Origin of the sequence: Stutzerimonas stutzeri, assembly GCF_000590475.1 — a bacterium.
Lineage (GTDB): Bacteria > Pseudomonadota > Gammaproteobacteria > Pseudomonadales > Pseudomonadaceae > Stutzerimonas > Stutzerimonas stutzeri_D.
In genome coordinates, this window is the sequence record NZ_CP007441.1 from 464,581 (window position 1) to 486,715 (window position 22,135).

The 22,135-nt window shown below is 61.5% G+C and carries 24 protein-coding genes; 10 read left to right on the forward strand and 14 right to left on the reverse strand.

What is annotated here, in order from left to right:
• The first annotated feature begins 248 nt into the window (after positions 1–248).
• From glnK to sutA, 5 genes are all read left to right on the forward strand, one after another.
• Positions 249–587, forward strand: coding sequence for a P-II family nitrogen regulator (gene glnK / locus CH92_RS02165; protein ID WP_003096476.1), 339 nt, complete (start codon positions 249–251; stop codon positions 585–587).
• 123 nt (positions 588–710) lie between these two features.
• A complete protein-coding gene (locus CH92_RS02170) occupies positions 711–2,027 on the forward strand; it encodes an ammonium transporter (protein ID WP_025240164.1) in 1,317 nt (438 codons plus the stop codon).
• Between the two features lie 80 nt (positions 2,028–2,107).
• Positions 2,108–3,361, forward strand: a complete 1,254-nt coding sequence (locus CH92_RS02175; protein WP_025240165.1) for an ammonium transporter — start codon at positions 2,108–2,110, stop codon at positions 3,359–3,361.
• Positions 3,362–3,458: 97 nt separating this feature from the next.
• The gene (locus CH92_RS02180; RefSeq protein WP_025240166.1) at positions 3,459–3,884 is read left to right on the forward strand and encodes a secondary thiamine-phosphate synthase enzyme YjbQ; all 426 of its coding nucleotides are present in this window, start codon (positions 3,459–3,461) and stop codon (positions 3,882–3,884) included.
• Between the two features lie 74 nt (positions 3,885–3,958).
• Entirely contained in the window at positions 3,959–4,288 is a 330-nt protein-coding gene (gene sutA, locus CH92_RS02185; protein WP_025240167.1) for a transcriptional regulator SutA, read from the forward strand.
• A gap of 82 nt (positions 4,289–4,370) precedes the next feature.
• On the opposite strand, the gene CH92_RS02190 is transcribed toward sutA, so the two are convergent.
• The 6 genes from CH92_RS02190 to lptM form a co-directional block, all read right to left on the reverse strand.
• The gene (locus CH92_RS02190; RefSeq protein WP_025240168.1) at positions 4,371–5,066 is read right to left on the reverse strand and encodes an HAD family hydrolase; all 696 of its coding nucleotides are present in this window, start codon (positions 5,064–5,066) and stop codon (positions 4,371–4,373) included.
• On the reverse strand, positions 5,063–5,962 hold the full coding sequence (gene xerC, locus CH92_RS02195) for a tyrosine recombinase XerC (protein WP_025240169.1): 900 nt from the start codon (positions 5,960–5,962) through the stop codon (positions 5,063–5,065). Before xerC ends, CH92_RS02190 begins: the two co-directional genes overlap by 4 nt.
• A 104-nt stretch (positions 5,963–6,066) precedes the next feature.
• Positions 6,067–6,762, reverse strand: coding sequence for a DUF484 family protein (locus CH92_RS02200; protein ID WP_025240170.1), 696 nt, complete (start codon positions 6,760–6,762; stop codon positions 6,067–6,069).
• The gene (gene dapF / locus CH92_RS02205) at positions 6,759–7,589 is read right to left on the reverse strand and encodes a diaminopimelate epimerase (protein ID WP_025240171.1); all 831 of its coding nucleotides are present in this window, start codon (positions 7,587–7,589) and stop codon (positions 6,759–6,761) included. The genes CH92_RS02200 and dapF overlap by 4 nt, the downstream gene beginning before the upstream one ends.
• A gap of 10 nt (positions 7,590–7,599) precedes the next feature.
• Positions 7,600–8,847 carry a diaminopimelate decarboxylase gene (gene lysA, locus CH92_RS02210; protein ID WP_025240172.1) on the reverse strand — a complete coding sequence of 416 codons (1,248 nt, stop codon included), beginning with the start codon at positions 8,845–8,847 and terminating at the stop codon, positions 7,600–7,602.
• Positions 8,848–8,859: 12 nt separating this feature from the next.
• On the reverse strand, positions 8,860–9,000 hold the full coding sequence (gene lptM / locus CH92_RS02215) for an LPS translocon maturation chaperone LptM (RefSeq protein ID WP_025240173.1): 141 nt from the start codon (positions 8,998–9,000) through the stop codon (positions 8,860–8,862).
• Positions 9,001–9,199: 199 nt separating this feature from the next.
• On the opposite strand from lptM, the gene cyaY reads away from it, so the two are divergent.
• A complete protein-coding gene (cyaY, locus tag CH92_RS02220) occupies positions 9,200–9,532 on the forward strand; it encodes an iron donor protein CyaY (RefSeq protein WP_025240174.1) in 333 nt (110 codons plus the stop codon).
• 163 nt (positions 9,533–9,695) lie between these two features.
• Entirely contained in the window at positions 9,696–10,106 is a 411-nt protein-coding gene (gene rnk / locus CH92_RS02225) for a nucleoside diphosphate kinase regulator (RefSeq protein ID WP_025240175.1), read from the forward strand.
• A 39-nt stretch (positions 10,107–10,145) separates the two neighbouring features.
• Here rnk and CH92_RS02230 read toward each other — a convergent pair whose 3' ends face one another.
• The 3 genes from CH92_RS02230 to CH92_RS02240 all read right to left on the reverse strand — a co-directional run bounded on the left by CH92_RS02230 (position 10,146) and on the right by CH92_RS02240 (position 13,750).
• A complete protein-coding gene (locus tag CH92_RS02230) occupies positions 10,146–12,977 on the reverse strand; it encodes a class I adenylate cyclase (protein ID WP_025240176.1) in 2,832 nt (943 codons plus the stop codon).
• A 180-nt stretch (positions 12,978–13,157) separates the two neighbouring features.
• Positions 13,158–13,403, reverse strand: coding sequence for a TIGR02647 family protein (locus tag CH92_RS02235; protein WP_025240177.1), 246 nt, complete (start codon positions 13,401–13,403; stop codon positions 13,158–13,160).
• 77 nt (positions 13,404–13,480) lie between these two features.
• On the reverse strand, positions 13,481–13,750 hold the full coding sequence (locus tag CH92_RS02240) for a hypothetical protein (protein WP_025240178.1): 270 nt from the start codon (positions 13,748–13,750) through the stop codon (positions 13,481–13,483).
• 140 nt (positions 13,751–13,890) lie between these two features.
• Here CH92_RS02240 and CH92_RS02245 point away from each other — a divergent pair, with 140 nt between their 5' ends.
• On the forward strand, positions 13,891–14,856 hold the full coding sequence (locus tag CH92_RS02245) for a magnesium transporter CorA family protein (protein ID WP_025240179.1): 966 nt from the start codon (positions 13,891–13,893) through the stop codon (positions 14,854–14,856).
• Here the strand turns inward: CH92_RS02245 and CH92_RS02250 are convergent, their stop codons facing one another.
• From CH92_RS02250 to CH92_RS02270, 5 genes are all read right to left on the reverse strand, one after another.
• Entirely contained in the window at positions 14,857–15,384 is a 528-nt protein-coding gene (locus CH92_RS02250) for a hypothetical protein (protein WP_025240180.1), read from the reverse strand.
• 75 nt (positions 15,385–15,459) lie between these two features.
• A complete protein-coding gene (locus CH92_RS02255; protein ID WP_025240181.1) occupies positions 15,460–15,942 on the reverse strand; it encodes a GNAT family N-acetyltransferase in 483 nt (160 codons plus the stop codon).
• A 48-nt stretch (positions 15,943–15,990) separates the two neighbouring features.
• Positions 15,991–16,515, reverse strand: a complete 525-nt coding sequence (locus CH92_RS02260; RefSeq protein ID WP_235206185.1) for an AAA family ATPase — start codon at positions 16,513–16,515, stop codon at positions 15,991–15,993.
• 6 nt (positions 16,516–16,521) lie between these two features.
• A complete protein-coding gene (argH, locus tag CH92_RS02265) occupies positions 16,522–17,916 on the reverse strand; it encodes an argininosuccinate lyase (protein ID WP_025240182.1) in 1,395 nt (464 codons plus the stop codon).
• A gap of 176 nt (positions 17,917–18,092) precedes the next feature.
• Positions 18,093–20,024: a methyl-accepting chemotaxis protein gene (locus CH92_RS02270; protein ID WP_025240183.1), complete on the reverse strand. Its 1,932-nt coding sequence runs from the start codon at positions 20,022–20,024 to the stop codon at positions 18,093–18,095.
• A gap of 267 nt (positions 20,025–20,291) precedes the next feature.
• On the opposite strand from CH92_RS02270, the gene CH92_RS02275 reads away from it, so the two are divergent.
• Positions 20,292–21,350 carry a sensor histidine kinase gene (locus CH92_RS02275; RefSeq protein ID WP_038622705.1) on the forward strand — a complete coding sequence of 353 codons (1,059 nt, stop codon included), beginning with the start codon at positions 20,292–20,294 and terminating at the stop codon, positions 21,348–21,350.
• Between the two features lie 20 nt (positions 21,351–21,370).
• A complete protein-coding gene (locus tag CH92_RS02280) occupies positions 21,371–22,117 on the forward strand; it encodes a LytR/AlgR family response regulator transcription factor (RefSeq protein ID WP_025240184.1) in 747 nt (248 codons plus the stop codon).
• Positions 22,118–22,135 lie beyond the last annotated feature (18 nt).

Sequence of the window (22,135 nt, forward strand, 5' to 3'; positions counted from 1 at the left end):
TCTGCCTCCCGCAGCGTGGACCGCACCAGACGGTGCTTTTGAGCAAGCTGGCACCAATTCTGCTTGGATGGCCTTGACGATGCACCAGAGCGTTGCGGTGCGCAGGCGATTCGGGACGTTTCGTCGGATCGGTTGATGGTGTCGGGAGTCGCTCGGCCACGCCGGCGCGTTACAAGAGCCAGACACTGAGCTTAGACTTGAGCCGGGTTCGTACTTCTGGGGCAAGTCCACCTAAACGGGAGAGTTTCATGAAACTAGTCACTGCCATCATCAAGCCGTTCAAGCTGGACGACGTACGCGAGTCGCTGTCCGAGATCGGCGTTCAGGGCATCACAGTCACCGAGGTCAAGGGTTTCGGGCGCCAGAAAGGCCATACCGAGCTGTATCGCGGTGCTGAGTACGTGGTGGATTTTCTACCGAAAGTGAAGATCGATGTGGCGATTGCCGACGATCAACTCGATCGCGTGATCGAGGCCATTACCAAGGCGGCTAACACGGGCAAGATCGGCGACGGCAAGATCTTTGTCGTGAATCTGGAACAGGCTATCCGCATCCGGACAGGCGAAACCGATACAGACGCAATCTGACGGCATGACGCGTAGCGAGTGTGTGAGCGGACGGCAACGCCCGAACTGTAGCCACGCGATTTCCGAGCTTTTGCGATTGCCTGCTTAGCAGGCTTACGAACCCCACGCCCCAGGAGTAAAACCATGACTCTGCGAAAGTTCGCAGGGCTAGGAGCCCTTTTGTCTCTAATCAGCCCCGGCATCGCCATGGCGCAGGAGGCAACGCTTGATTCAGGTGACACGGCATGGATGCTAACCGCCACTGCGCTGGTGCTGTTCATGACGATTCCGGGTCTGGCGCTGTTCTACGGCGGCATGGTCCGTTCGAAGAACATTCTGTCGGTCATGATGCAGTGCTTCGCCATCACCGGCCTGATGAGCATCCTCTGGATGGTCTACGGCTACAGCCTGGCATTCGACACGGCGGGCATGGAAGCAGGCGTTACCAACCTCAACTCCTTCGTCGGCGGTCTGGGTCGCGCTTTCCTTAGCGGCCTGACGCCTGACAGTCTCACCGGCACCGTTCCGGAGAGCGTCTTTATCACCTTCCAGATGACCTTTGCGATCATCACCCCGGCGCTGATCGTCGGTGCCTTCGCCGAGCGTATGAAGTTCTCCGCGATGCTGGTGTTCATGGGCGTCTGGTTCACCCTGGTGTACGCGCCGATCGCGCATATGGTCTGGGGCGGCGACGGCGGTTTGCTGTGGGACTGGGGCGTGCTCGACTTCGCTGGCGGCACCGTGGTGCACATCAACGCCGGGGTTGCCGGGCTGGTGGCGTGCCTAGTACTGGGCAAACGCAAGGGCTTCCCGACTACGCCGATGGCGCCACACAACCTGGGGCTGACCCTGGTGGGTGCGGCCATGCTCTGGATCGGCTGGTTCGGCTTCAACGCCGGTTCCTCGCTAGCGTCCAACGGCACTGCCGGCATGGCCATGCTGGTCACCCAGATCGCGACGGCTGCCGCGGCACTGGCCTGGATGTTCGCCGAGTGGCTGACTCACGGCAAACCCAGCGCACTGGGCATTGCATCGGGCGTGGTTGCCGGTCTGGTTGCCATCACTCCGGCTGCTGGCACCGTGGGGCCGATGGGCGCGCTGATTATCGGTCTGGCCTCGGGCGTCATCTGTTTCTTCTGCGCCACCAGCCTGAAACGCAAGCTCGGTTACGACGATTCCCTGGACGCCTTTGGCGTGCATGGCGTTGGCGGCATCGTCGGTGCGCTCCTCACTGGTGTGTTCGCGGCCCCGGCACTGGGCGGCTTCGGTGAGGTGGACAACATCGCGCTGCAGCTGTGGATCCAGTTCAAGGGCGTGGTCTTCACCGTCGTGTACACCGCCATCGTCACCTTCGTGATTCTCAAGGTGATCGACATGGTGATGGGCCTGCGGGTCAGCGAAGAAGAAGAAACCATCGGCCTCGACCTCAGCCTGCACAACGAGCGCGGCTACAACCTGTAAGCACACGGAGTGCGCCCGGAGCCAACCCGGGCGCCTTAACCGAACTGCGTCACAAGGCGCGACGGAAAAGGTGATAACAAATGGATAGCACAGCACTGATACCCGTTCAGTACGGACTCGATACCTTCTACTTCCTCATCTGCGGCGCGCTGGTGATGTGGATGGCGGCCGGTTTTTCGATGCTCGAAGCCGGTTTGGTCCGGGCGAAGAACACCGCCGAAATCCTCACCAAGAACATCGTGCTCTACGCCGTGGCGTCGATCATGTATTTGCTGATCGGTTACTACATCATGTATTCCAGTCCGGACGGCGGCATTCTGCCGAGCCTGGGCTTTCTGATCGGCGACGAGAACGCGGTAGACGTGGTCGCAGCCGGCGGCGAAGACGCGCCTTACTACTCGACACGCGCTGACTTCTTCTTCCAGGTGGTGTTCGCCGCAACCTGCATGTCGGTGGTTTCCGGTGCCGTGGCCGAACGGATGAAGCTCTGGGCCTTCATCGCCTTCGCGGTGGTGATGACCGGCATCATCTACCCGGTGCAGGGCTTCTGGAAATGGGGCGGTGGCTTCCTCGACGCCGCTGGTTTCCTCGATTTCGCCGGCTCCGGTCTGGTGCACATGGCGGGCGCCTCCGCTGCCCTGGCGGGCGTGCTGCTGCTCGGCCCGCGCAAGGGCAAATACGGCCCGAACGGTCAGATCAACGCGATCCCCGGCGCCAACCTGCCGCTGGCAACCCTCGGTGCGTTCATCCTGTGGATGGGCTGGTTCGGCTTTAATGGCGGTTCGCAATTGAAGATGAGCACCATCGAAGACGCCAACGCCGTCGCTCAGGTGTTCACCAATACCAACATGGCGGCCGCCGGCGGCCTCGTCGCGGCACTGATCACCGCCCGCCTGCTGTTTGGCAAATCCGACCTCACTATGGTGCTCAACGGAGCATTGGCCGGCCTGGTGGCGATTACCGCCGAGCCGCTGACGCCGAGCGCCTTGCAGTCCGTGCTGATCGGAGGTGTCGGTGGTGTGCTGGTGGTGTTCAGCATTCTTGGTCTGGACAAGCTCAAGCTTGATGACCCGGTTGGCGCCATTTCGGTGCACGGTGTGGTCGGCATGTGGGGTCTCCTGGCGGTGCCGCTGACCAATGCCGAGGCGACCTTCGGTGCGCAGCTGCTGGGACTGGTTTCGATCTTCGCCTGGGTGTTCATTGCCAGCCTGATCGTTTGGGGCATTATCAAGGCGGTGTTCGGCCTGCGCGTCAGCGAAGAGGAGGAATACGAGGGTGTCGACGTGGTCGAATGCGGCCTCGAAGCCTACCCGGAGTTCACCAGCAAGCGTTGACCTGCTGGCTTGTGACGAGGGCGCCTCTTGGCGCCCTTTGTTTTTTCTGGCGCCGCGCTAGAATGCGCCCGTTCAGGTGATCGCAGAGGGTTCAGGCATGTGGCAACAGACGATGATCACGCTGCGTCCGAAGCCGCGAGGTTTCCACCTGATTACCGACGAGCTGCTTGCACAACTGCCGGAACTGCAACAATGCCCGGTCGGTCTGTTACACCTGTGGCTGCGTCATACATCGGCCTCGCTGACCATCAACGAGAATGCCGACGGCGCGGTGCGGCGCGACTTCGAGCGGTTCTTCAACCGCCTGGTGCCGCAGGGTCAGGATGGTTACGAACACGATTACGAAGGGCCGGACGATTTGCCGGCACACTTCAAGGCGAGCCTGCTCGGGTGCCAGGTGAGTTTGCCGGTCAGTGACGGGCGATTGGCATTGGGGACGTGGCAGGGCATCTATCTGGGCGAGCACCGCGATCAGGGTGGTGCCAGGCAGGTCATTGCGACGCTACATGGGATGGCAAGTTGAATTTTTTTTGGCGATGGCGAACAAAGCACATCGCTGGGCTATAACTTCCGCTTTGGCAAGGTACGAGGTTGAACATGAGCGACGAAGAATTAGAACAAGATCTGGACGTTAACGACGAGGAAGATGAAGAAGAGCTGGCCACTGCCGATGACGGTGACGAACTCGCCGACGATGAGGGGACCGACAGCGAACGAGCCACTCCGACCCCCAAGAAGGCGAAGGCCAAGGCGGTTGTTGTCGAAGAGTTGCCGAGCCTGGAAGCCAAGCAGCGCGAACGCGACGAGTTGGCGCGAGCCATGGAAGAATTCCTTGCGCGGGGAGGCCGCGTGCAGGAAGTTGAACCCAACGTGGTCGCCGATCCGCCGAAAAAACCGGACAGCAAATACGGCAGCCGGCCTATCTGAGCCGACCGCCTGTGAAAAAAGCCCGCGCTACCGCGGGCTTTTTTTTTGTGAGCCAGGATGTGGTGTTTCGATCGCGCTGCGCTCAGTGCCAGCGATCGAGCAACGGCGGCAACTCGGACAAGGTGCCAATTTCGGCGTCGGGCCTGCCCGCATGCTGCCATTCACCGCCGCCGGGATTGAACCAGATCGCGCGCATGCCGGCGCGCTGGGCGCCGCCGATATCATCGCTGGGGTGGTCGCCGATATGCACCGCGTGAGCCGCCTCCACGCCGCCCCGCTTGAGCGCTTCGCGGAACGGATGTGGGTCGGGTTTGCCGACCCCGAGCTCCTCGGCACAAAGGGCGAAGCGAAAGTAGTCGGCCAGTCCCAGTCGGCTGACGTCGGCGTTGCCGTTGGTCAGCACGCCGAGCATGTAGCGATTGGCGAGCAGCTCCAGCGTCGGGTGCACTTCGGGGAACAGTTCGACAGCATGCCGCGCTTCGAGGAATACGCCGAAACCTGTCTCGGCCAGCGCTTTGGCTTCGCCTGCCGGATAGCCAGCCTGCTCCAGTGCGTTGAACAGGATTTGTCGGCGCAGCTCGCTGAGGCGGTGCTTGAGCGCCGGGTCGGCCTGCAGCAGCCGTTCACGGATCGCCCACAGCGCTTCGGTGGTGAAGTCGCCCAGGCGTGGCGCGTTGCGTCCCAGCCAATCGCGCAGGGTCGCTTCGGCGCCGCGAATGACGGGCGCGACATCCCATAGCGTGTCATCGAGGTCGAAGGTGATCAGCTGGATGCTCATTGGTCACTGCCCTGTTTGCGTTTAGCGCGCGGGTGCGCCTGGTCATAGACCTTCGCCAGGTGCTGAAAGTCCAGGTGGGTATAGATCTGCGTGGTGCCAATGTCAGCATGACCGAGCAGCTCTTGAACTGAGCGCAAGTCCTGGGAGGATTCGAGGATATGGCTGGCGAAGCTGTGCCTGAGCATGTGCGGGTGAAGATGCTGGCCTAGCTCGCGTACACCGGCCTGACGCACCCGCAGCTGTACCGCGCGGGCACCGAGGCGTCGGCCTTGCTGGCTGACGAAGACGGCGCCATCGGCCGGCTTGCTCAGTGCCCGCAGCGGCAACCAAGCCTGCAGGGCTTCGCGGGCTTTGCGACCGATCGGCAGCACGCGTTCCTTGTTGCCCTTGCCATGGACTTGAACCAGGCCGGCCGGCAGGTCGAGCTGGTCGAGATTCAGGCCGACCAGCTCGGCCAGGCGCAGGCCGGACGAATAGAACAGTTCGAGCATGGCTTGATCGCGATGGCCGATGAAGTCGTCCTCGACCCCTCCATCGAGCAGTTGCATCGCTCTGTCGGTATCGAGCAGGCGCGGCAGGCGCTTCTCGCCTTTCGGCGCAGAGATGCCGGCGGCCGGGTCATGGGCGCAGCGCTTTTCCTCGTTGAGATAGCGATAAAGGCCGCGCAGCGACGATAGCAGCCGTGCCAGGCTGCGGCCGGATTGACCCTGGCGATGCTGTTCGGCGATCAGCTGGCGAACGTGGGGGCTCTTCAGGTCGGCCCATTGCTCAAGGTGCTGCTTGTGGCAGAAGTTCATCACCTTGATCAGGTCGCGACGATAGCCATCGAGCGTGTGGGGCGACATCTGCCGCTCGCTGCGCAGGTGTTCGAAATAGGCGTCCAGATCGGTTTGCATCAGCGCTCACTTCGATATGAGGCAGCCATCGGTGTAGAAACTGGACGTAGAAGCTGGACGAATCGCTCGTGGCCCGTACATTGGCTTCCAGCGTCCGATCACTTCTAACGTACCGAGCGCAGCGGTGTGGAGTAATGCGGTAGGACTCGCGTCAGCACTTCTGCGATATAGCCAAGAAACAGTGTGCCCAGCGAGCTCTTGTAATGCTGCGGGTCCTGGCTGCCGATCGCCAGGATGCCTTGCTGCTGGTTGAGGGCGACCACCGCGGCCGAGCCGATACCGCTGCTTTCCTCTTCGCCAAACAGAAACGCCAGCTCATGTGGGCGCAGCACGCCGCAGACGGTTTTGCCGGTGCCGAGCAGGCCGCCGATGGCCTGTTGCGCCTCGGCGGCGGCCACGCTGCGGCCAACCGGCAGCGGCGAATCGCTGAACAGGATGAGGCTGACGTAGGGCACCTGGAACTCGTGCCGCAGACTTTCATCCACCGCACCGATGATCTCTTCCAGGCTATTGGCATCCAACAGGTCAAGGACAAGTCGACGGGTCTTGTCAAACAACCTGTCGTTATCGCGAGCCACATCCATCAGCTGCGACAGGCGATGGCGCATCTCGATATTGCGTTCTCTAAGCAACTTGACCTGCCGCTCGACCAGCGACACAGCACCGCCGGGCAAGTGCGGGATACGCAGTTCGGGTATCAGCTCATCGTGATCGACAAAGAATTCCGGGTGGGCACGCAGATAGGCCGCGACGGCTTCTGCGTCCGGCACGTGCGGCTTGTCCTGGTTTTGCTCGGTCATAGGCGAACTTGTCCTTCGAAAACGCGAACGGCGGGGCCAGTCATCATAACTGGCTGCCCCGGACCTGCCCATTCGATGGACAGACGGCCACCCGGCAGATCGAGTTGTACGGGAGAATCCATCCAGCCTTGGCGAATCGCAGCGACCGCGGCGGCGCAGGCACCAGTGCCGCAGGCTTGGGTTTCGCCGGCGCCACGTTCCCATACCCGCAGTCTCGCGTGCTGGCGGTCGATGACCTGCAGAAAACCGGCATTGACTCGCTGCGGGAAGCGCGGGTGATGCTCGATCTTCGGCCCCAGTTCATGCACCGGCGCGGTGGTGACGTCGTCCACGCGTAACACGGCGTGCGGATTGCCCATGGACAGCGCGGCGATCTCCAACTGCTGCCCATCGACGTTCAGCGGATAGGTCAGGGCTTCGCCATCGGCCTGGAACGGAATCTCGGCTGGGACCAGGCGTGGTGGGCCCATATCGACACTGATCTGCCCGTCGGGACGGATGTCCAGTTCGATGATCCCGCCCTTGGTCTCGACGCGAATCTGCCGCTTCATGGTCAGGCGCTTGTCGAGCACGAAACGTGCGAAGCAGCGCGCGCCGTTGCCGCATTGCTCTACTTCAGAACCGTCTGAGTTGAAGATGCGGTAGCGGAAATCCACATCGGGATCGTGCGGCGGCTCGACCAGCAATAGCTGATCGAAGCCGACGCCGGTATGCCGATCACCCCATTGCTTGGCGTGTTTCGGCTGGATATGCGCGTGCTGGCTGATCAGGTCAATGACCATGAAATCGTTGCCCAGGCCGTGCATCTTGGTAAAACGCAAAAGCATCGTCGTGGCCTCAGGCAGGCAGCAGGCTTTCGCCGGCATATAGCTCCTGCACGCTTTCGCGGCGGCGCACTTCGTAGGCTTCGTCGCCATCCACCAGCACTTCGGCGGCTCGGCCGCGGGTGTTGTAGTTGGAACTCATGACAAAACCGTAGGCACCAGCCGAACGCACAGCCAGCAGGTCGCCTTCGGCCAGGACCAGCGGGCGTTCCTTGGCGAGAAAATCGCCGGTTTCGCAGATCGGGCCAACGATGTCGTAGTGGCGCGCCTCGCCTTCACGCGGCTGCACCGGCACGACATCCATCCAGGCCTGATACAGCGCCGGGCGGATCAGGTCGTTCATTGCCGCATCGACGATGGCGAAGTCCTTGTGATCGGTGTGCTTGAGGTACTCCACGCGCGTCAGCAGCAGTCCGGCGTTGGCCACGATCGAACGACCGGGTTCGAATACCAGCGCCAAATCGCGTCCGTCGATGCGCTTGCGCACTGCCTGGATGTAATCGCCGGCCAATGGCGGTTGCTCTTCGCGATAGCGCACTCCGAGCCCACCACCCAGATCCAGGTGCTGAATGCGAATACCGCGAACGGCCAAGCGGTCGATGAGTGCCAGCAAGCGGTCTAGCGCGTCGAGAAACGGCGGCAGCGTGGTGAGCTGCGAGCCGATGTGGCAATCGACGCCGATCACTTCGATGTTGTCCAGCTCGTGAGCACGGCCGTAAACCGCGTCGGCGTTGGCAATGGCGATGCCGAACTTGTTTTCCTTGAGGCCGGTGGAGATGTACGGATGGGTGCCGGCGTCCACATCGGGGTTGACCCGCAGCGACACCGGCGCCATCACACCGAGCTCGGCGGCGACCTGCTGCAGGCGTTCGAGCTCCTCGGTGGACTCGACGTTGAAGCAGTGCACGCCGACTTCCAACGCACGACGCATGTCGTCACGGCTCTTGCCGACGCCGGAGAACACGATGCGTTCCGGCTGCCCGCCGGCCGTCAGAACGCGCTCTAGCTCGCCGATCGAGACGATGTCGAAGCCGGCACCGAGGCGGGCCAGCACATTGAGTACGCCAATGTTCGAATTCGCCTTCACGGCAAAACAGACCAGATGTGGCATGCCCTGCAGCGCATCGGCATAGGCGCGGTACTGTGCCTCGATATGCGCGCGCGAGTAGACGTAGGTGGGGGTGCCGAAGCGTTGCGCAAGAGCGGGCAGCGCCACGCCCTCCGCGAACAGTTGACCGTCGCGGTACGAGAAGGCCTCCATGGAATGCCTCCTTTACAGTTCGAAACGGTCTTTGGAACGCTCGCTGGCGGCTGCCTCGTCGTCCGGATGATACAGCGGGCCTTTCTGGCCGCAGCCGCTGAGTGCGGAAGCGAGAACCGCGAGAGCGATGAGTGGAAGCAATAGACGCTTCATTGGAGACAATCCTTGAAAATCGATGGGCCGGAGTATACCCAGCACCCAGCGGATTGCCTATGTGGCCGCGCTCGCCGGCAGCCATATCGGGCGACGGACCGGACAGCCGCTCGCTAGACGCGGCGGTGGCCTGCTAAGCTCGCCGGCATCGTCGGCGGTCGTGTCGCCGCCGCACAACCCGTACCGAGGAATACGATTCATGAGCCTGAGCGAAGCCCGCTTTCACGATCTTGTCGACGCCGTGCAGGAAGAAATCGAGGATGTCTTCGATCACAGCGGCATGGATGTCGATCTGGAAAACTCCGGTGGCGTGCTCACCGTGCGTTTCGAGAACGGCACGCAGCTGATTTTCAGCCGGCAGCCGCCGCTACGCCAGCTCTGGGTGGCTGCGCGCTCGGGCGGCTTCCACTTCGACTATGACGAAGCCTTGTCGCTGTGGATCTGCGACGCTAATGACGAGCGTCTCGGCGAGCTGCTGGCTCGGGTCACGCAGGAGCAAGGGGGCGAGACGCTCGAGTTCGAGGACCTGTGAGGCGAAGTGCCGTCTGAACCGGATCGGCGCGCCTGAGCCCTCAGGCACCCTTGCTTATTTAATGAGCTGTGATAGGGTCGAGTGCAGGTTAAAAAACCCCGCCTTCGGGCGGGGTTTTGCTTTTTTTACCCACCCACTTTTTTACAGGAGCTCACTCGGACCCATGGCCAGTGTACCGCCCATCATCATCACCCAACCCGATCTGCAGCGGCTCGAGCGAGTGCTTGATAGCCTGGCTGACTACGGTCCGGCCGCCGAGGCGCTTGAGGAAGAGTTGTCGCGCGCCCAGGTGGTCGAGCGCAGCGAGCTGCCTGCCGGCGTGGTGTCGATGAATTCGCGCGTCCACTGTCGCGAGGAGGGCAGCGGCAAGGATTACCATCTGACATTGGTCTTCCCACAGGACGCTGGAAAGGACGGTACCGTCTCGGTTCTGGCGCCGGTTGGCAGCGCGCTGCTGGGGTTGAGCGTAGGTCAGCATATCGACTGGCCGACGCCGGGCGGCAAAGTGCTTAAATTGACCTTGCTGGCCGTTGAGTATCAGCCCGAAGCGGCGGGTGATGTCGGTGTGAAATGAGTCGCTGCGTTACGCATGTGGGCAGCATCATCCCTACCATCAAACCGTTTGCAATGCCTGATTGAGTGCCGTTTCTAGGTGTGCCTTGTAGCGCAGATGCTGCACGGTCTGGGCGCGACCTTGGCGGTGCAGCCCGGAAAGGTCGAGGTCGGTGATATAGCAGGGATAGCGTTCGCCTTCGCGACGCTGCGCGAGGATATAATGCGCCACCGCGGCGAATAGCTCTGCACCGTATTCCAGGCTTGAGAACTCCTGATGATTGCAGTACAGCGTGACCTGCGAGCGGCCGCGTTCACTGGGTTCGACGATGGCCTGAATGTCGTAGAACGGATCACTGGGTTCTTCGAGCGGTGCAGGTCTGCGCTCGATGTCCGGGAGACGCCCCGTCGAGGGCGTGAATAGCCGGTAGAAAAGGATATCGATCGCCGCCAGACGGCTTTCTTCGAACGGCAGTTGCGTAATGCGGCGATAACTTACCGATTGCAGAAAGCGCAGCAGCGGCGTCAACAGGCTTTGCTCGTCCCTGTAAGGCTGCTGTTGCCGCCACAGCGCGTTGAATTCGTCCATGACGGTCACTTCTGCCATGTCGTCCCGGACGCGATAGAACACCTGTAGGCAATGCGGCCTTGCGTGACCGAGAATCAACGAAAGATCCGTGCCTTCCAAAGCATAACGGTCCACCCGTATCGGGCGCATCTCCTGATGGGCTTCCCCGAGGTGCTCCAGCAGTGCGGGCATGTCGCTCAGCGGAGTGTGGCGAACATTGCCAGTGACCAGGTCGAGCATATGGAAATGGTGCCGGACCTGCAGCAGGTAACGAGTTTGCGCCGGCTCATCGAGCACCGCCTGGGCATCCATGAAGACTGCTTCGACCCGCCGCGAAAGCGCCATTCCGGCGTTTCGGCTGAAGCACCGAACCTGCAGGCTCGGCCGCTCGCCTTGGGTCGGTAGCGCCTGTAGGTAGTCGCGTAGACATTCGGCCAACGGGGCGGGACTCTCATAGCGGGTGGCGATCAGTTCGCCCCAGCTGTTCTGTGTGAGCTGGTCGATGCTCAGCACCAGGTTCTCCCGAGCAATGCCATGCCCGAGCGAGTCGGTCAGTTCATCGAACGATAACGGGTGAGCGGGACTGAGCGGATCGAGCCCGACGTTCAACAACAGCAGCACGTTGACGGGAGCCGCTGCGCTGAGTAGCGCGTCGTCGGCGACGGGTTGAGGCGGCATCGGAAGGGCCTGTCGCAAGTCGGTCAGCAGGGCAAACAGCTCCGCTTCCGTCAGGCCGCTGTCGCCCGGATGCAAGGCGACGTGAGTCGCGGCGTCGACTACGCCGTTGCGATGGCACCATCCCAGGAGAGGAATCACTTCGCGGGAGCGCTTCAGCGGGGAGAAATTGCTGACTTGCCTGGCGTTCAGGTTGCCCTCGTAAAGCGCCCAGAATACGTCGTCTGCCGCATCGTAGCCTTGTACGAGGGTCAGGCTGTGCTCGGCCAGGTCCGGTGCGATACCGAGGTTTATCGCTTCGATCTTGCCGGCCTTGCGTTCGATCGCCGCGTGCAGGCGGCGGCCCAATACGCCGAAGTCGCGACCGTTGATACAACTGGTGATCTGCAGCCGGCGGGCAAGTTCACTGAGGAACCGGTAACCGTAGGTCAGTTCGTTGACCAGCGCCCGGCGCTCCTCCACAACGCGTCGGACCTTCCACTGACCGCGTGCATCGAGCTGGGCAAACTGTCGTTCGTCCCATCCCCAGTCAGCCGTCAGACGCTCGAGCAGCCGCCGCTTCCAGCTTTTGCTGCGTCCGGTTGGGGGGCGGCTGAGCGGCTTGTTCACTTTCAGATAGAGGCAGCGACGCAGCAGCGCTAACCGTTCCTGGTCATCCCGCTTGGCTAGATAATTTTCGATTCTGCGATAAGCGACGATATATGGATCAAGCTCGTCCAATTCCATGCGGTTGGCGTATACCGCCTGTTTGAAGTCAAGGCTCAGGCAGCGCGCTTGAGGATGCCCGCTGGCATACACCTCGACCAGTAGCAGCTTGAACAGGGACTTGTATGGCGACTCGATGGCCTTGTACAGCTGCCATAACCCTGCGCCGAGGTATTCGCCGGATGGAATGGTGGCGAGACTCCCAAGATCCAGCACCTCGTCACTGCGCACGAAACGCTTGTCCAACAGGGTTCGGGCGTACTCGCTATAACGATGCTCTTCGTAATCGGGTACCAACCACCAGAGCGGCGTCCGGCCGCCGAGCCAGATCGCGGTGCGGTAGAACTCATCGAGTAGAAGGTAGTGCTGCGTTGTGCCGCAATCATCGGAGGTCAGTTTTGCCTCGCGATCGCCCTGGGTGAAGCGCACCGGGTCGATCAGGAAGAAATGCGCCTCACTGCCTTGTGTCGCGGCCCACGCCTGCAGATGATCACACTTGCGCTGAAGCTCTTCGAGTTGCTGCGTCGACAAAGTAGGGTCATGGCAAACCCAAACATCGAGGTCGCTCTGATCGTCCTGGGCAACGGTGCCCAGGCTCCCCATGAGAAATAGCCCATGAATGGGTTGGGACTGCTTGCCGCGTAACGGTTTGTACGAGAACGAGCGGCTCAAGGCCTGTGCTTCCGCCAATGTGTCGGCATCGGGCTCGTAGCCCGATAGCCCGGCAGGCGTAGCGTTGGAAACATACCCTGGAAGAATCGGATGGTTGACGTGGAACAGTAGCGGCAACAGCGTCAGCACTGCCTGTTGGCGAGACGACATAACCGGTTTGGTGCGTTCCAGGCGTGCAGCGTTCAGCGAAAGAAAGCGAGCACGGAGCGCCGCGAGCACGGAGCGATCGATTCCATCTTCAAGAATAGGGCGTATTTCCTGATGGCGCGTCATGAGGCAGTTCGTTCAGGCAATCGACGTTGTCCAAGCTGTAGATCGAGGCAGAGGGCGGAAAATAACACGGGCCGAAGCTCGAGGGAAAAGTCGCAACGGCACCCCTGCCGCCCGTCTGATCGAGCTGATCCGGCAAATCCTGAGCGGTACATAGACGAGCAGGACTTTGCCGGGCGCCGCTTATGCTGGCGCGGTCTCCGCCAGGATCGTCAACAGCACCTGAGCATTCTCTGCCGCGTCACGGCCGAGGCTGGTCAGGTAGCCTCCGTCGGGCTGCGTCGTAAGACCTTTGGTATGCAGGCGCTGGGCGGCAGCGATGGCTGCCTGACCGGCATCCTGATGCACTTTCAGCCCTTCGAGTGTGTTGTCGAGGTTGAACAGGCTGAGGATTTCCAGCTCGGCTACCAGTTCGGGGGTATAGGACATGAGTGCTCCTTCGGGTGGTGGGCATGGACCCTGTTTGCGAAGTGTAGATGCTGTGGGCAGGCGTGCCGCACTCTTAGCTATTCGGCCAGGTCGGGCAGGTTGCGCAGCTGCGATTCGTAGCTGTCGACGTCGAATGCGCGGTCTTGCTCGAGCATCTGTCGAATCTCGCGGGCAAGGACGAGCGCCATCAGCTTGAGAATCTCGTCGCGTTCGTAGCCGACCAGAGTCAGTTTGTTCAGCGTAGCCTGCGCGGCGGCGGGCTCGCCGGCGTCAAGCTGGTTTTCGATCGCCTGGATCAGGGTTTCTTCGGCGAAGCTTTCATCTTCGTCGGACGTGGCATCGTTCATGTCGCAATTCTCGTCAGGAAAATCTCGATAGCGCGTTTCGGCGAGTCCCGGCAAGCTGGCGCCAGCCGCGAACGCCTGAACGCTTCGCTTGGGTCGGTCTCTATTTCTACTATGGACCATCAAGGAGCACGACTGCAGCAATGATCACTCTGTACTGCCTTGAAAATGGCGCGCTGGTGCGTCGCGTTGCCGAAAACCTGCAAACGCTGCCCGACAACGTACTGTGGGTCGACTTGCTGTCGCCTGATCAGCAAGAAGAGCGCTTCGTCGAGTCGGAACTGGGGCTGGATATCCCGACCCGTGAGGAGTTGGCGGAAATCGAGGATTCGTCGCGGTTTTACGACGAGGACGGCGCCATCTTCATGACCACGACGGTGGTGATGGGGATCGCCGATCGGCGCCCGGAAAATGCCGAGGTGACCTTCGTTCTGACCAAGCGCCGCCTGGTGACGGTGCGGTACAGCGAACTCAGCGCGTTTCGCCAGTTCGAGTCCAAGAGTTCACGGCAACCGTCCAACTACGCCACCAGTCATCAAATCTTTCTTGCTCTAGCCGACGCAGTGGTCGATCGCATCGCAGATGTGCTGGAAAGCGTGCAGGTTGAATTGCAGGCCTTGTCGAGGCGCATTTTCGATGAGCGAAAGGAGCATCGCAGAGATCTCCAGCAGATCATTCAACAGCTTGGGCAACACCGCTCGCTGTTGTCGCAGCTGGGCGAAAGCCTGTTCAGCTCGAGTCGATTGATCGCGTTCTACCGTCTGCATGCCGGCGAGCCCAAGCAGGGCGTCGCCAAGGGCCTGCTGAAAGCATTGGAACGGGACGTGCGGTCGCTGGGCGAACATCAGGCGCGCCTGCTCGGCGATATCGCGTTCCTGCTCGATGCCACCCTCGGCCTGATCAACATCGAGCAGAACAGCATCATCAAGGTGTTCTCGATCGCTGCGGTGCTGTTCCTGCCTCCGACACTGGTGGGCACGGTTTACGGCATGAACTTCGAGCGCATGCCCGAACTCGGCTGGCCGCTCGGTTACCCGATGGCGCTGGGGATGATGGTGATCTCGGCGATTATTCCCTATGCCTGGTTCAAGTTCCGCGATTGGCTCTGATCAACCAAAGAAATACAGGATGATGCAGAAGGCACCGAGCAGCATCCATACACTGCCGAAGATGATGGGCGTACGCAGGGAGAATAACAGGGTGCGCTTGTAGCGCTTCCCGCCTGCCGGGCTGTTGCCTTCGCCAAAAAGCGCCGAGTCATGATTGGGCAGCAGGCCGACGTTACCCTCGGTCTGCAGCAGTTCGGACTGCTTGCGGTGCCACCGTTCGATTACGTCGAAGCTTGCGCGAATCCCAGGTATCGCGTGCAGCGACGTCAGCAGACCGAGCATCGCCAGCACGCTTGGAACGACCAGTCGAAACAGGCTGCCCCAGTCAGGATTGGTATTGGCCATTGATGAGGCAAACGCGATCATCAGGAACGACTGCGACGACAGGTATCCGCTGGTGCGGCTGGCCAGTAGCGTCGATTCAAAGTGGATCTCAGAACGGTAAAAATTCAGACGCTCCTTGGCCGAGCCAAAAACCTCGGCACCCTGGGTGTCCTGATTGAGGAGTAACGTTTTCAGATCAGCCATGGTGGGTAGGAGCCATTCATTACGTCTAGCTTTCGGCGCCGTCCGTAGCCATGAGTTCCCAGCCTGTGGCCGCCCTCAAGATTGTTCCGCCAACGCCTGCAGCGCGGCGCCCGTCAGGCGGTAGGTGGTCCACTCCTCCTGCGGCCTTGCGCCGAGCGATTCATAGAACTGAATTGCCGGTTCGTTCCAGTCCAGCACCGACCACTCGAAGCGACCGCAGTCGCGAGACACTGCGATACGGGCGAGATGTTTTAACAGTGCCTTACCTGCGCCGATGCCGCGCGCTTCAGGCGTGACGTATAGGTCTTCAAGATAGAGGCCGTTGCGGCCGAGCCAGGTGGAGTAGTTGAAGAAATAGACGGCATAACCGATGGGTTGGCCATCGCGCTCGCAGATCAGCGCACGAGCGCTTGAGTCATCGGCGAACAGGCTGGTTTCGATTCCGGCAACATCGGTTTTCACTTCCTGCTCGGCGCGCTCGTAGATTGCCAGTTCAGTGATGAAACGCAGAATCAGCGCAGCGTCGGTATGTGTAGCGGGGCGGATGTTCAAGGGCACGATAGCGTTCTCACTCCGACAGAGGTGCGAGCCCGTTTGGCAGGCTCTTCAGAAAACAGTCGACGGCATGACGCGAGTCCAGCCGCACATAACGTTGAGAGGGGCGACGCTGCCATCTCGACCCCGTAGCGTTGCCGATAGATGACCTACTTGGTCCAGGCCCAGGCCAAGATGGATTGCCTGGCGCTGAGCTTGAAAGTTTTCCCAACGTTCGCGATTTCCGTTCCATTGGGTTTTGCGGAGCACCAGGCGCCGAAGTGTCCTTGGAATTAGCTGGCGCATCACCGCTGCTCTGGGCAAGTCCAGCCAGATCACCATATCCGACTGTTCGCGCACCAGCGGGCGCACCGCAGAATAGGAACCTTCGACAATCCAGCCGTCTCCTTGCAACGCCTGTTCAACAATCTGTATGAACTGATCGTCGGGCAACGGTTGCCAGTTCGGCTGATGGAACAGCGCATCGAGTTCAACGTGGCGATAACCCAGGCGGCTAGCCAGCTGCCGCGCCAGGGTAGTTTTGCCTGAGCCCGAACAACCGACCACGGAGATACGCTGGCACTGCGCGGCGCGCACGCTGATTCAGCGCATCGCCAGCAACTCGCGCCCGCGCTGGACGGCCGCCCGGACCTGTGCCGGGGCGGTGCCGCCGATATGGTCACGGGCGTTCACCGAACCTTCCAGCGTCAATACGGCGAATACATCGTCACCGATCTGGTCGCTGAACTGGCGCAGCTCGTCGAGGCTCATCTCGGCCAGGTCCTTGCCGGTCTCGACGCCGTATTTCACCGCATGACCGACGATCTCGTGACAGTCGCGGAAAGGCAGGCCTTTGCGCACCAGATAATCGGCCAGGTCGGTCGCGGTGGAGAAGCCGCGCAGCGCGGCCTCGCGCATGACTTCGCGCTTGGGCTTGATCGCCGGCACCATGTCGGCAAAGGCGCGCAACGAGTCGCGCAGGGTGTCGGCGGCGTCGAACAACGGCTCTTTGTCTTCCTGGTTGTCCTTGTTGTAAGCCAGTGGCTGGCCCTTCATCAGCACCAAGAGACCTGCGAGTGCGCCGAATACACGACCAGTCTTGCCGCGCACCAGCTCCGGTACGTCGGGGTTCTTCTTCTGCGGCATGATCGAGCTGCCGGTGCAGAAGCGGTCGGGCAGGTCGATGAACTGGAACTGTGCGCTGGTCCAGAGCACCAGCTCTTCGGAGAAGCGCGACAGGTGCATCATCGCCACCGAGGCGGCGGCGCAGAATTCGATGGCGAAGTCGCGATCCGAGACGCCGTCCAGCGAGTTACCGGAGATGGCCTCGAAACCCAGCAGTTCGCAGGTAATTTCGCGCTGAATGGGATAAGTCGTGCCGGCTAGCGCGGCCGAGCCCAGCGGCATGCGGTTGGTGCGCTTGCGGCAGTCGACCAGGCGCTCGTAGTCGCGCGACAACATCTCGAACCAGGCCAACAGGTGATGGCCGAAGGTCACCGGCTGGGCTGTCTGCAGGTGCGTGAAGCCGGGCATGATCGTATCGGCTTGCGCTTCGGCCAGCCCCAGCAGACCTTCTTGAAGTCGCGTGATTTCGCCGAGGATCAGGTCGATTTCATCGCGCAGCCAGAGGCGGATGTCGGTAGCGACCTGATCGTTGCGTGAGCGTCCGGTGTGCAGTTTTTTGCCGGTCACACCGATACGGTCGGTCAGGCGCGCTTCGATGTTCATGTGCACATCTTCCAGATCGACGCGCCAGTCGAAGGTGCCGGCCTCGATTTCGCCCTGGATGTCCTTCAGATTGGCGATGATCTCGTCACGTTCGGCATCGCTCAGCACTCCGGCCTTGGCCAGCATGGTGGCGTGGGCGATGGAGCCCATGATGTCGTGACGGTAGAGGCGCTTGTCGAACTCGACGGAGGCGGTGAATCGGGCGACGAAGGCGTCGACGGGCTCGCTGAAGCGGCCGCCCCAGGACTGGTTGGTCTTGTCGGTGCTCATGAATGCGCTCGCAGAAATCGGGTGGGCGAAAAGAAAGGCCGAATAATAACAGGGTTCAGTGGCCCCTCATGCGTGGGCGGGATCACCGTCCGTAATGGCGCGCCGCCCGGAAGCAATGTGCGCGCCAGGGGCGCGCTCAGACGTGACGGTCTGCCCAGCGCGAGTTTCCGTCATGGTCACGCCCTGAACTGGCCCAGGCTCGCTTCGAGCCGGTCAGCCAGATTGCCCAGCGCTCGACCACTGGTGGCGGTGGCGGTAACCGCCTCGGCGGATCGTTCGGCCTCGGTCAGAATCACCTGCACGCGCTCCCGGACGCTGGACGCGGTATGGGCTTGCCGTTCGGCGCCCTTTGTCGCTTCCTGTACGGTGTCATGCACCTGCGCCACGGCGAGCTGGAGCGTGCGCTGCAACTCTCGGCTGGTGGTGAGCGAAGCCAAGCCGCTGTCGGCCTGCTCGCCGGTACTGCTGATGGTCGAGACGGCAGCTCGCGCGCCTTGCTGCAGGCTTTCGATATGCGCCCGGATGTCGCCAGTGGATTGTTGGGTCTTGCTGGCCAGCGCACGCACTTCGTCGGCTACCACGGCAAAGCCGCGACCGCTTTCGCCGGCACGAGCTGCCTCGATGGCGGCATTCAACGCGAGCAGGTTGGTCTGCTCGGCGATGCCCTGGATCACCGTCAGCACGACTTCGACCTGTTCGCTCTGCTTGGCCAGCTTCTCGATCACCTCGGTGCTGCTGCGTACGCCTTCGCCGAGTGCTGCAATGGTTCTTCCGACCTGATCCGAGATGGCCTCGTTGTCGAGAGCCGCTTTGCGGATTGAAATTACTTGCTCCAGCGCAGCTTGCATGGCCAGGCTTTCTTCCTGGGCGCGGTGCGTCATGTCCGCAAGCGCCTGAAGGCTGCCAGCCACCTCGTCGCGCTGGCGCTCGGCAGCGGTCGCTGCGGCAGTGCTGCGGCTGCTCAGCGCAGCGATTTCAGTGCCTGTCTGCACGGCGATAGCGCGCGCTTCCTGGACGATGGGCTGAAGCTTGGCCAGGAACAGGTTGACGGCATCGGCCATGTCGCCCACTTCATCCGTGCTGTGAATCTTCACGCGTTGGGTGAGGTCGCCGTGGCCGGCCGACAGGTCACGCAAGGCTGTCACCAACAAACCCAGGCGCCGCAGGACCCGACGGCCCAAAACCAGCGTCACGGCAATCAGCAGCAGCGCGCCAGTTATCGCGAGGCCGAGGCTGATTTTCCAGAGCAGGCTGGTCGCCGACTGTTTCACGGCCTTTTGGCTGTTCGCGTCGAGCGCTTGTGCCACTTCCGCGGCCGCCGCCAGGCGCGCCGCCAGTACCTGTGCGCTGTCGCTGGCGGTGGCGGCAAGGCCGGTTTCGACCAGCTTCGCGGTGCCGTCGATCAGCGTCTGGAAGCGGCTGTCGAAGGCGGCGAGTTCGGTGTTAACCGCCGATGTAGACAAACCGAGGACGACCTGGCCAATGACGGCGCCCTTGGGGTTGATGGGGGCTTTGGCGAGATACAGCGCCGGGTCGTTTTCGGCCGCGGACAGAACCTTGTCGAAAGCGGATCGGCCGTTGCCCTTGTCGAGCAGCGCCTTGATCCTCGGATCCTTGCGATTCAGATGGCGGGTGAGTTGATTGCCATCGGAATCGAAGTAAACGACGAACAGGACGGCCGGGTTTCGGTGAGCCATCCTGACGAATTCGGTCAATGCGGGAACGTCGTTGTCCCAAATCGCCGCGGGCGCGACGCCAGCCAGCAGAACAGCCAAGTCATCGCCGGATTGCTTGAGATGACGTTTGAGCACGTCCTGCAGCTGCCCCTGCTCGTCGGTGAGGCGCTGTGTCAGGCCTTGGGCGAGATCGTCTTTCAAGCGTTCAGACAGGCTGGACAGACCACTCCGTACTTCCACATCAGCGGATTGCAGCTCGCCGAGCAGGCGCGCGGCGTCCTGGCCCAGGTTTTTTCGAATTTCCTGCTCCAGCGCTCCGATCGTGCCCCGTGTCAGTGCGAGGGCGACCACGACCTGCACCACCACCGCTGCACACAACGTGAGAAATACCGGACGCAGCAAACGGCTACGCAATGAAGAAAACAGCAGCACGGCTCTTACTCCTGCCGCCTCGAGCGGCCAATAGACGGTAGGCGCAATGCAATCATTAAGCCATTATTCCGGTGTCGGCCAGCTCATTCGCGTCTTTAATCGTCCTGATGAACCGTTGCCGATTCGATACCGTGCGCAACTTGCGAAGGCTTAGTACATCCCGTTTGCTAGGCACCGATAGACTAAACGCTCACAGGCGCGATGACGGCTACTTAGCCCCTCTGTCTGCTCATTGCTTTGCGCCCTTGCCGCGCGGACATTCATTCCATGCAAATAAAAAATCCCAGCCGGTCGCGCTCAGCTCCCCAGCCCGACGACTTTTTCGTGCCGGAACTGTGCGAGCCAGAGGCACTACTCGGGCTGGTTCTGCTCGCCGAGCTGCTGGTGCTGGTCTTGGTGCTGGCCGAGCCGATGCAACCCGGCTTCAACTGGATGCGCTTGGCGCTGACGTCGCTGTTCGTGCAATGGGTGATGCTGCTATCGGCCGGTCTGACCTGCCAGTTGAGGCCGTTATTGGCGCGATTGTCGCCCTGGCTCGCAGGCCTGGTCTGCTGCGCCTTGGTGGTCGGGTTGACGCTGGCCTGTACGGCGGTGGCTGATATCTACCAGCTGGGTGGGCCGCTGACTCGTGTCGGTGAGGTCAATCTGTATCTGCGACATGCTTTGATCAGCCTGATCATGTCGGGCCTGCTATTGCGCTATTTCTACCTGCAAAGCCAGTGGCGGCGACAGGAGCAGGCCGAGCTCAAGGCACGCATCGAGTCGCTGCAAGCGCGTGTCCGTCCGCATTTTCTGTTCAACAGCCTGAACAGCATTGCCAGTCTGGTGGCGACGGATCCGGGCAAGGCCGAGCAGGCGGTGCTGGACCTGTCCGACCTGTTCCGTGCCAGCCTGGCACGCCCCGGCACGCTGGTGCCCTGGCGTGAGGAACTGGAGCTGTCGCGTCGCTACCTGTCGATCGAGCAATACCGGCTGGGCGAGCGGCTGCAGGTCGAGTGGCAGGTCGATGGCGTTCCGGATGATCTGCCGATTCCTCAGTTGACATTGCAGCCGCTGCTGGAAAACGCGCTGATTCACGGTATTCAGCCTCGGGTCGAGGGTGGAATGGTCAGCGTGGCGGCGCATTATGCCGATGGCGTGTTTCATTTGGAGGTCAGCAATCCGTTCGACGAAGCCGCCCAAGCGCCGCCATCTCGGGGTACTCAGCAGGCCCTGCGCAATATAGACGCACGACTAACGGCACTTTTCGGTCCCGCAGCGAGTCTCAGCGTGAAGCGGCATAACGCCCGTTACTACACCTGTCTACGCTATCCGTGTGCGACATAAAAGCAGGAAGCCAGATCCATATGAATGTGCTGATTGTCGATGACGAACCTCTAGCCCGCGAGCGCCTTGCCCGACTGGTAGGTGATCTTGACGGCTATCGTGTCCTGGAACCTTCCGCCGCCAACGGCGAGGAGGCGCTGTCCCTGATCGAGGAACTGCGCCCCGATGTCGTGTTGCTGGATATCCGTATGCCAGGCCTCGATGGTCTTCAGGTCGCGGCCAAGCTTTGCGAGCGCGATGCCCCCCCAGCTGTAATTTTCTGTACGGCCCATGACGAGTTCGCGCTGGATGCTTTCCAGGTCAGCGCGGTTGGCTATCTGGTCAAGCCGGTACGCCCGGAGCATCTGGCCGAGGCGCTGAAAAAGGCCGAGCGTCCGAACCGGGTCCAGCTCGCTGCGCTCACCCGCCCTGCGGCGGTTTCCGGCACCGGGCCCCGCAGCCATATCAGCGCCCGGACTCGCAAGGGCATCGAGCTGATTCCGCTGCCCAAGGTGATTTATTTCATTGCCGACCACAAATACGTGACCCTGCGTCACGAGGGCGGCGAGGTGCTGTTGGATGAACCACTTAAGGCGCTCGAGGACGAGTTCGGTGACCGTTTCGTACGCATTCATCGCAACGCCCTGGTGTACCGGGATCGCATCGAGCGGCTGCAGCGTACGCCGCTTGGCCATTTCCAATTGTTCCTCAAGGGCCTCGAAGGTGAGCCGCTGACAGTCAGTCGGCGACATGTCGCCGGTGTGCGCAAGCTAATGCAGCACCTTTGAGAAGCAGCGGAAAGCTAG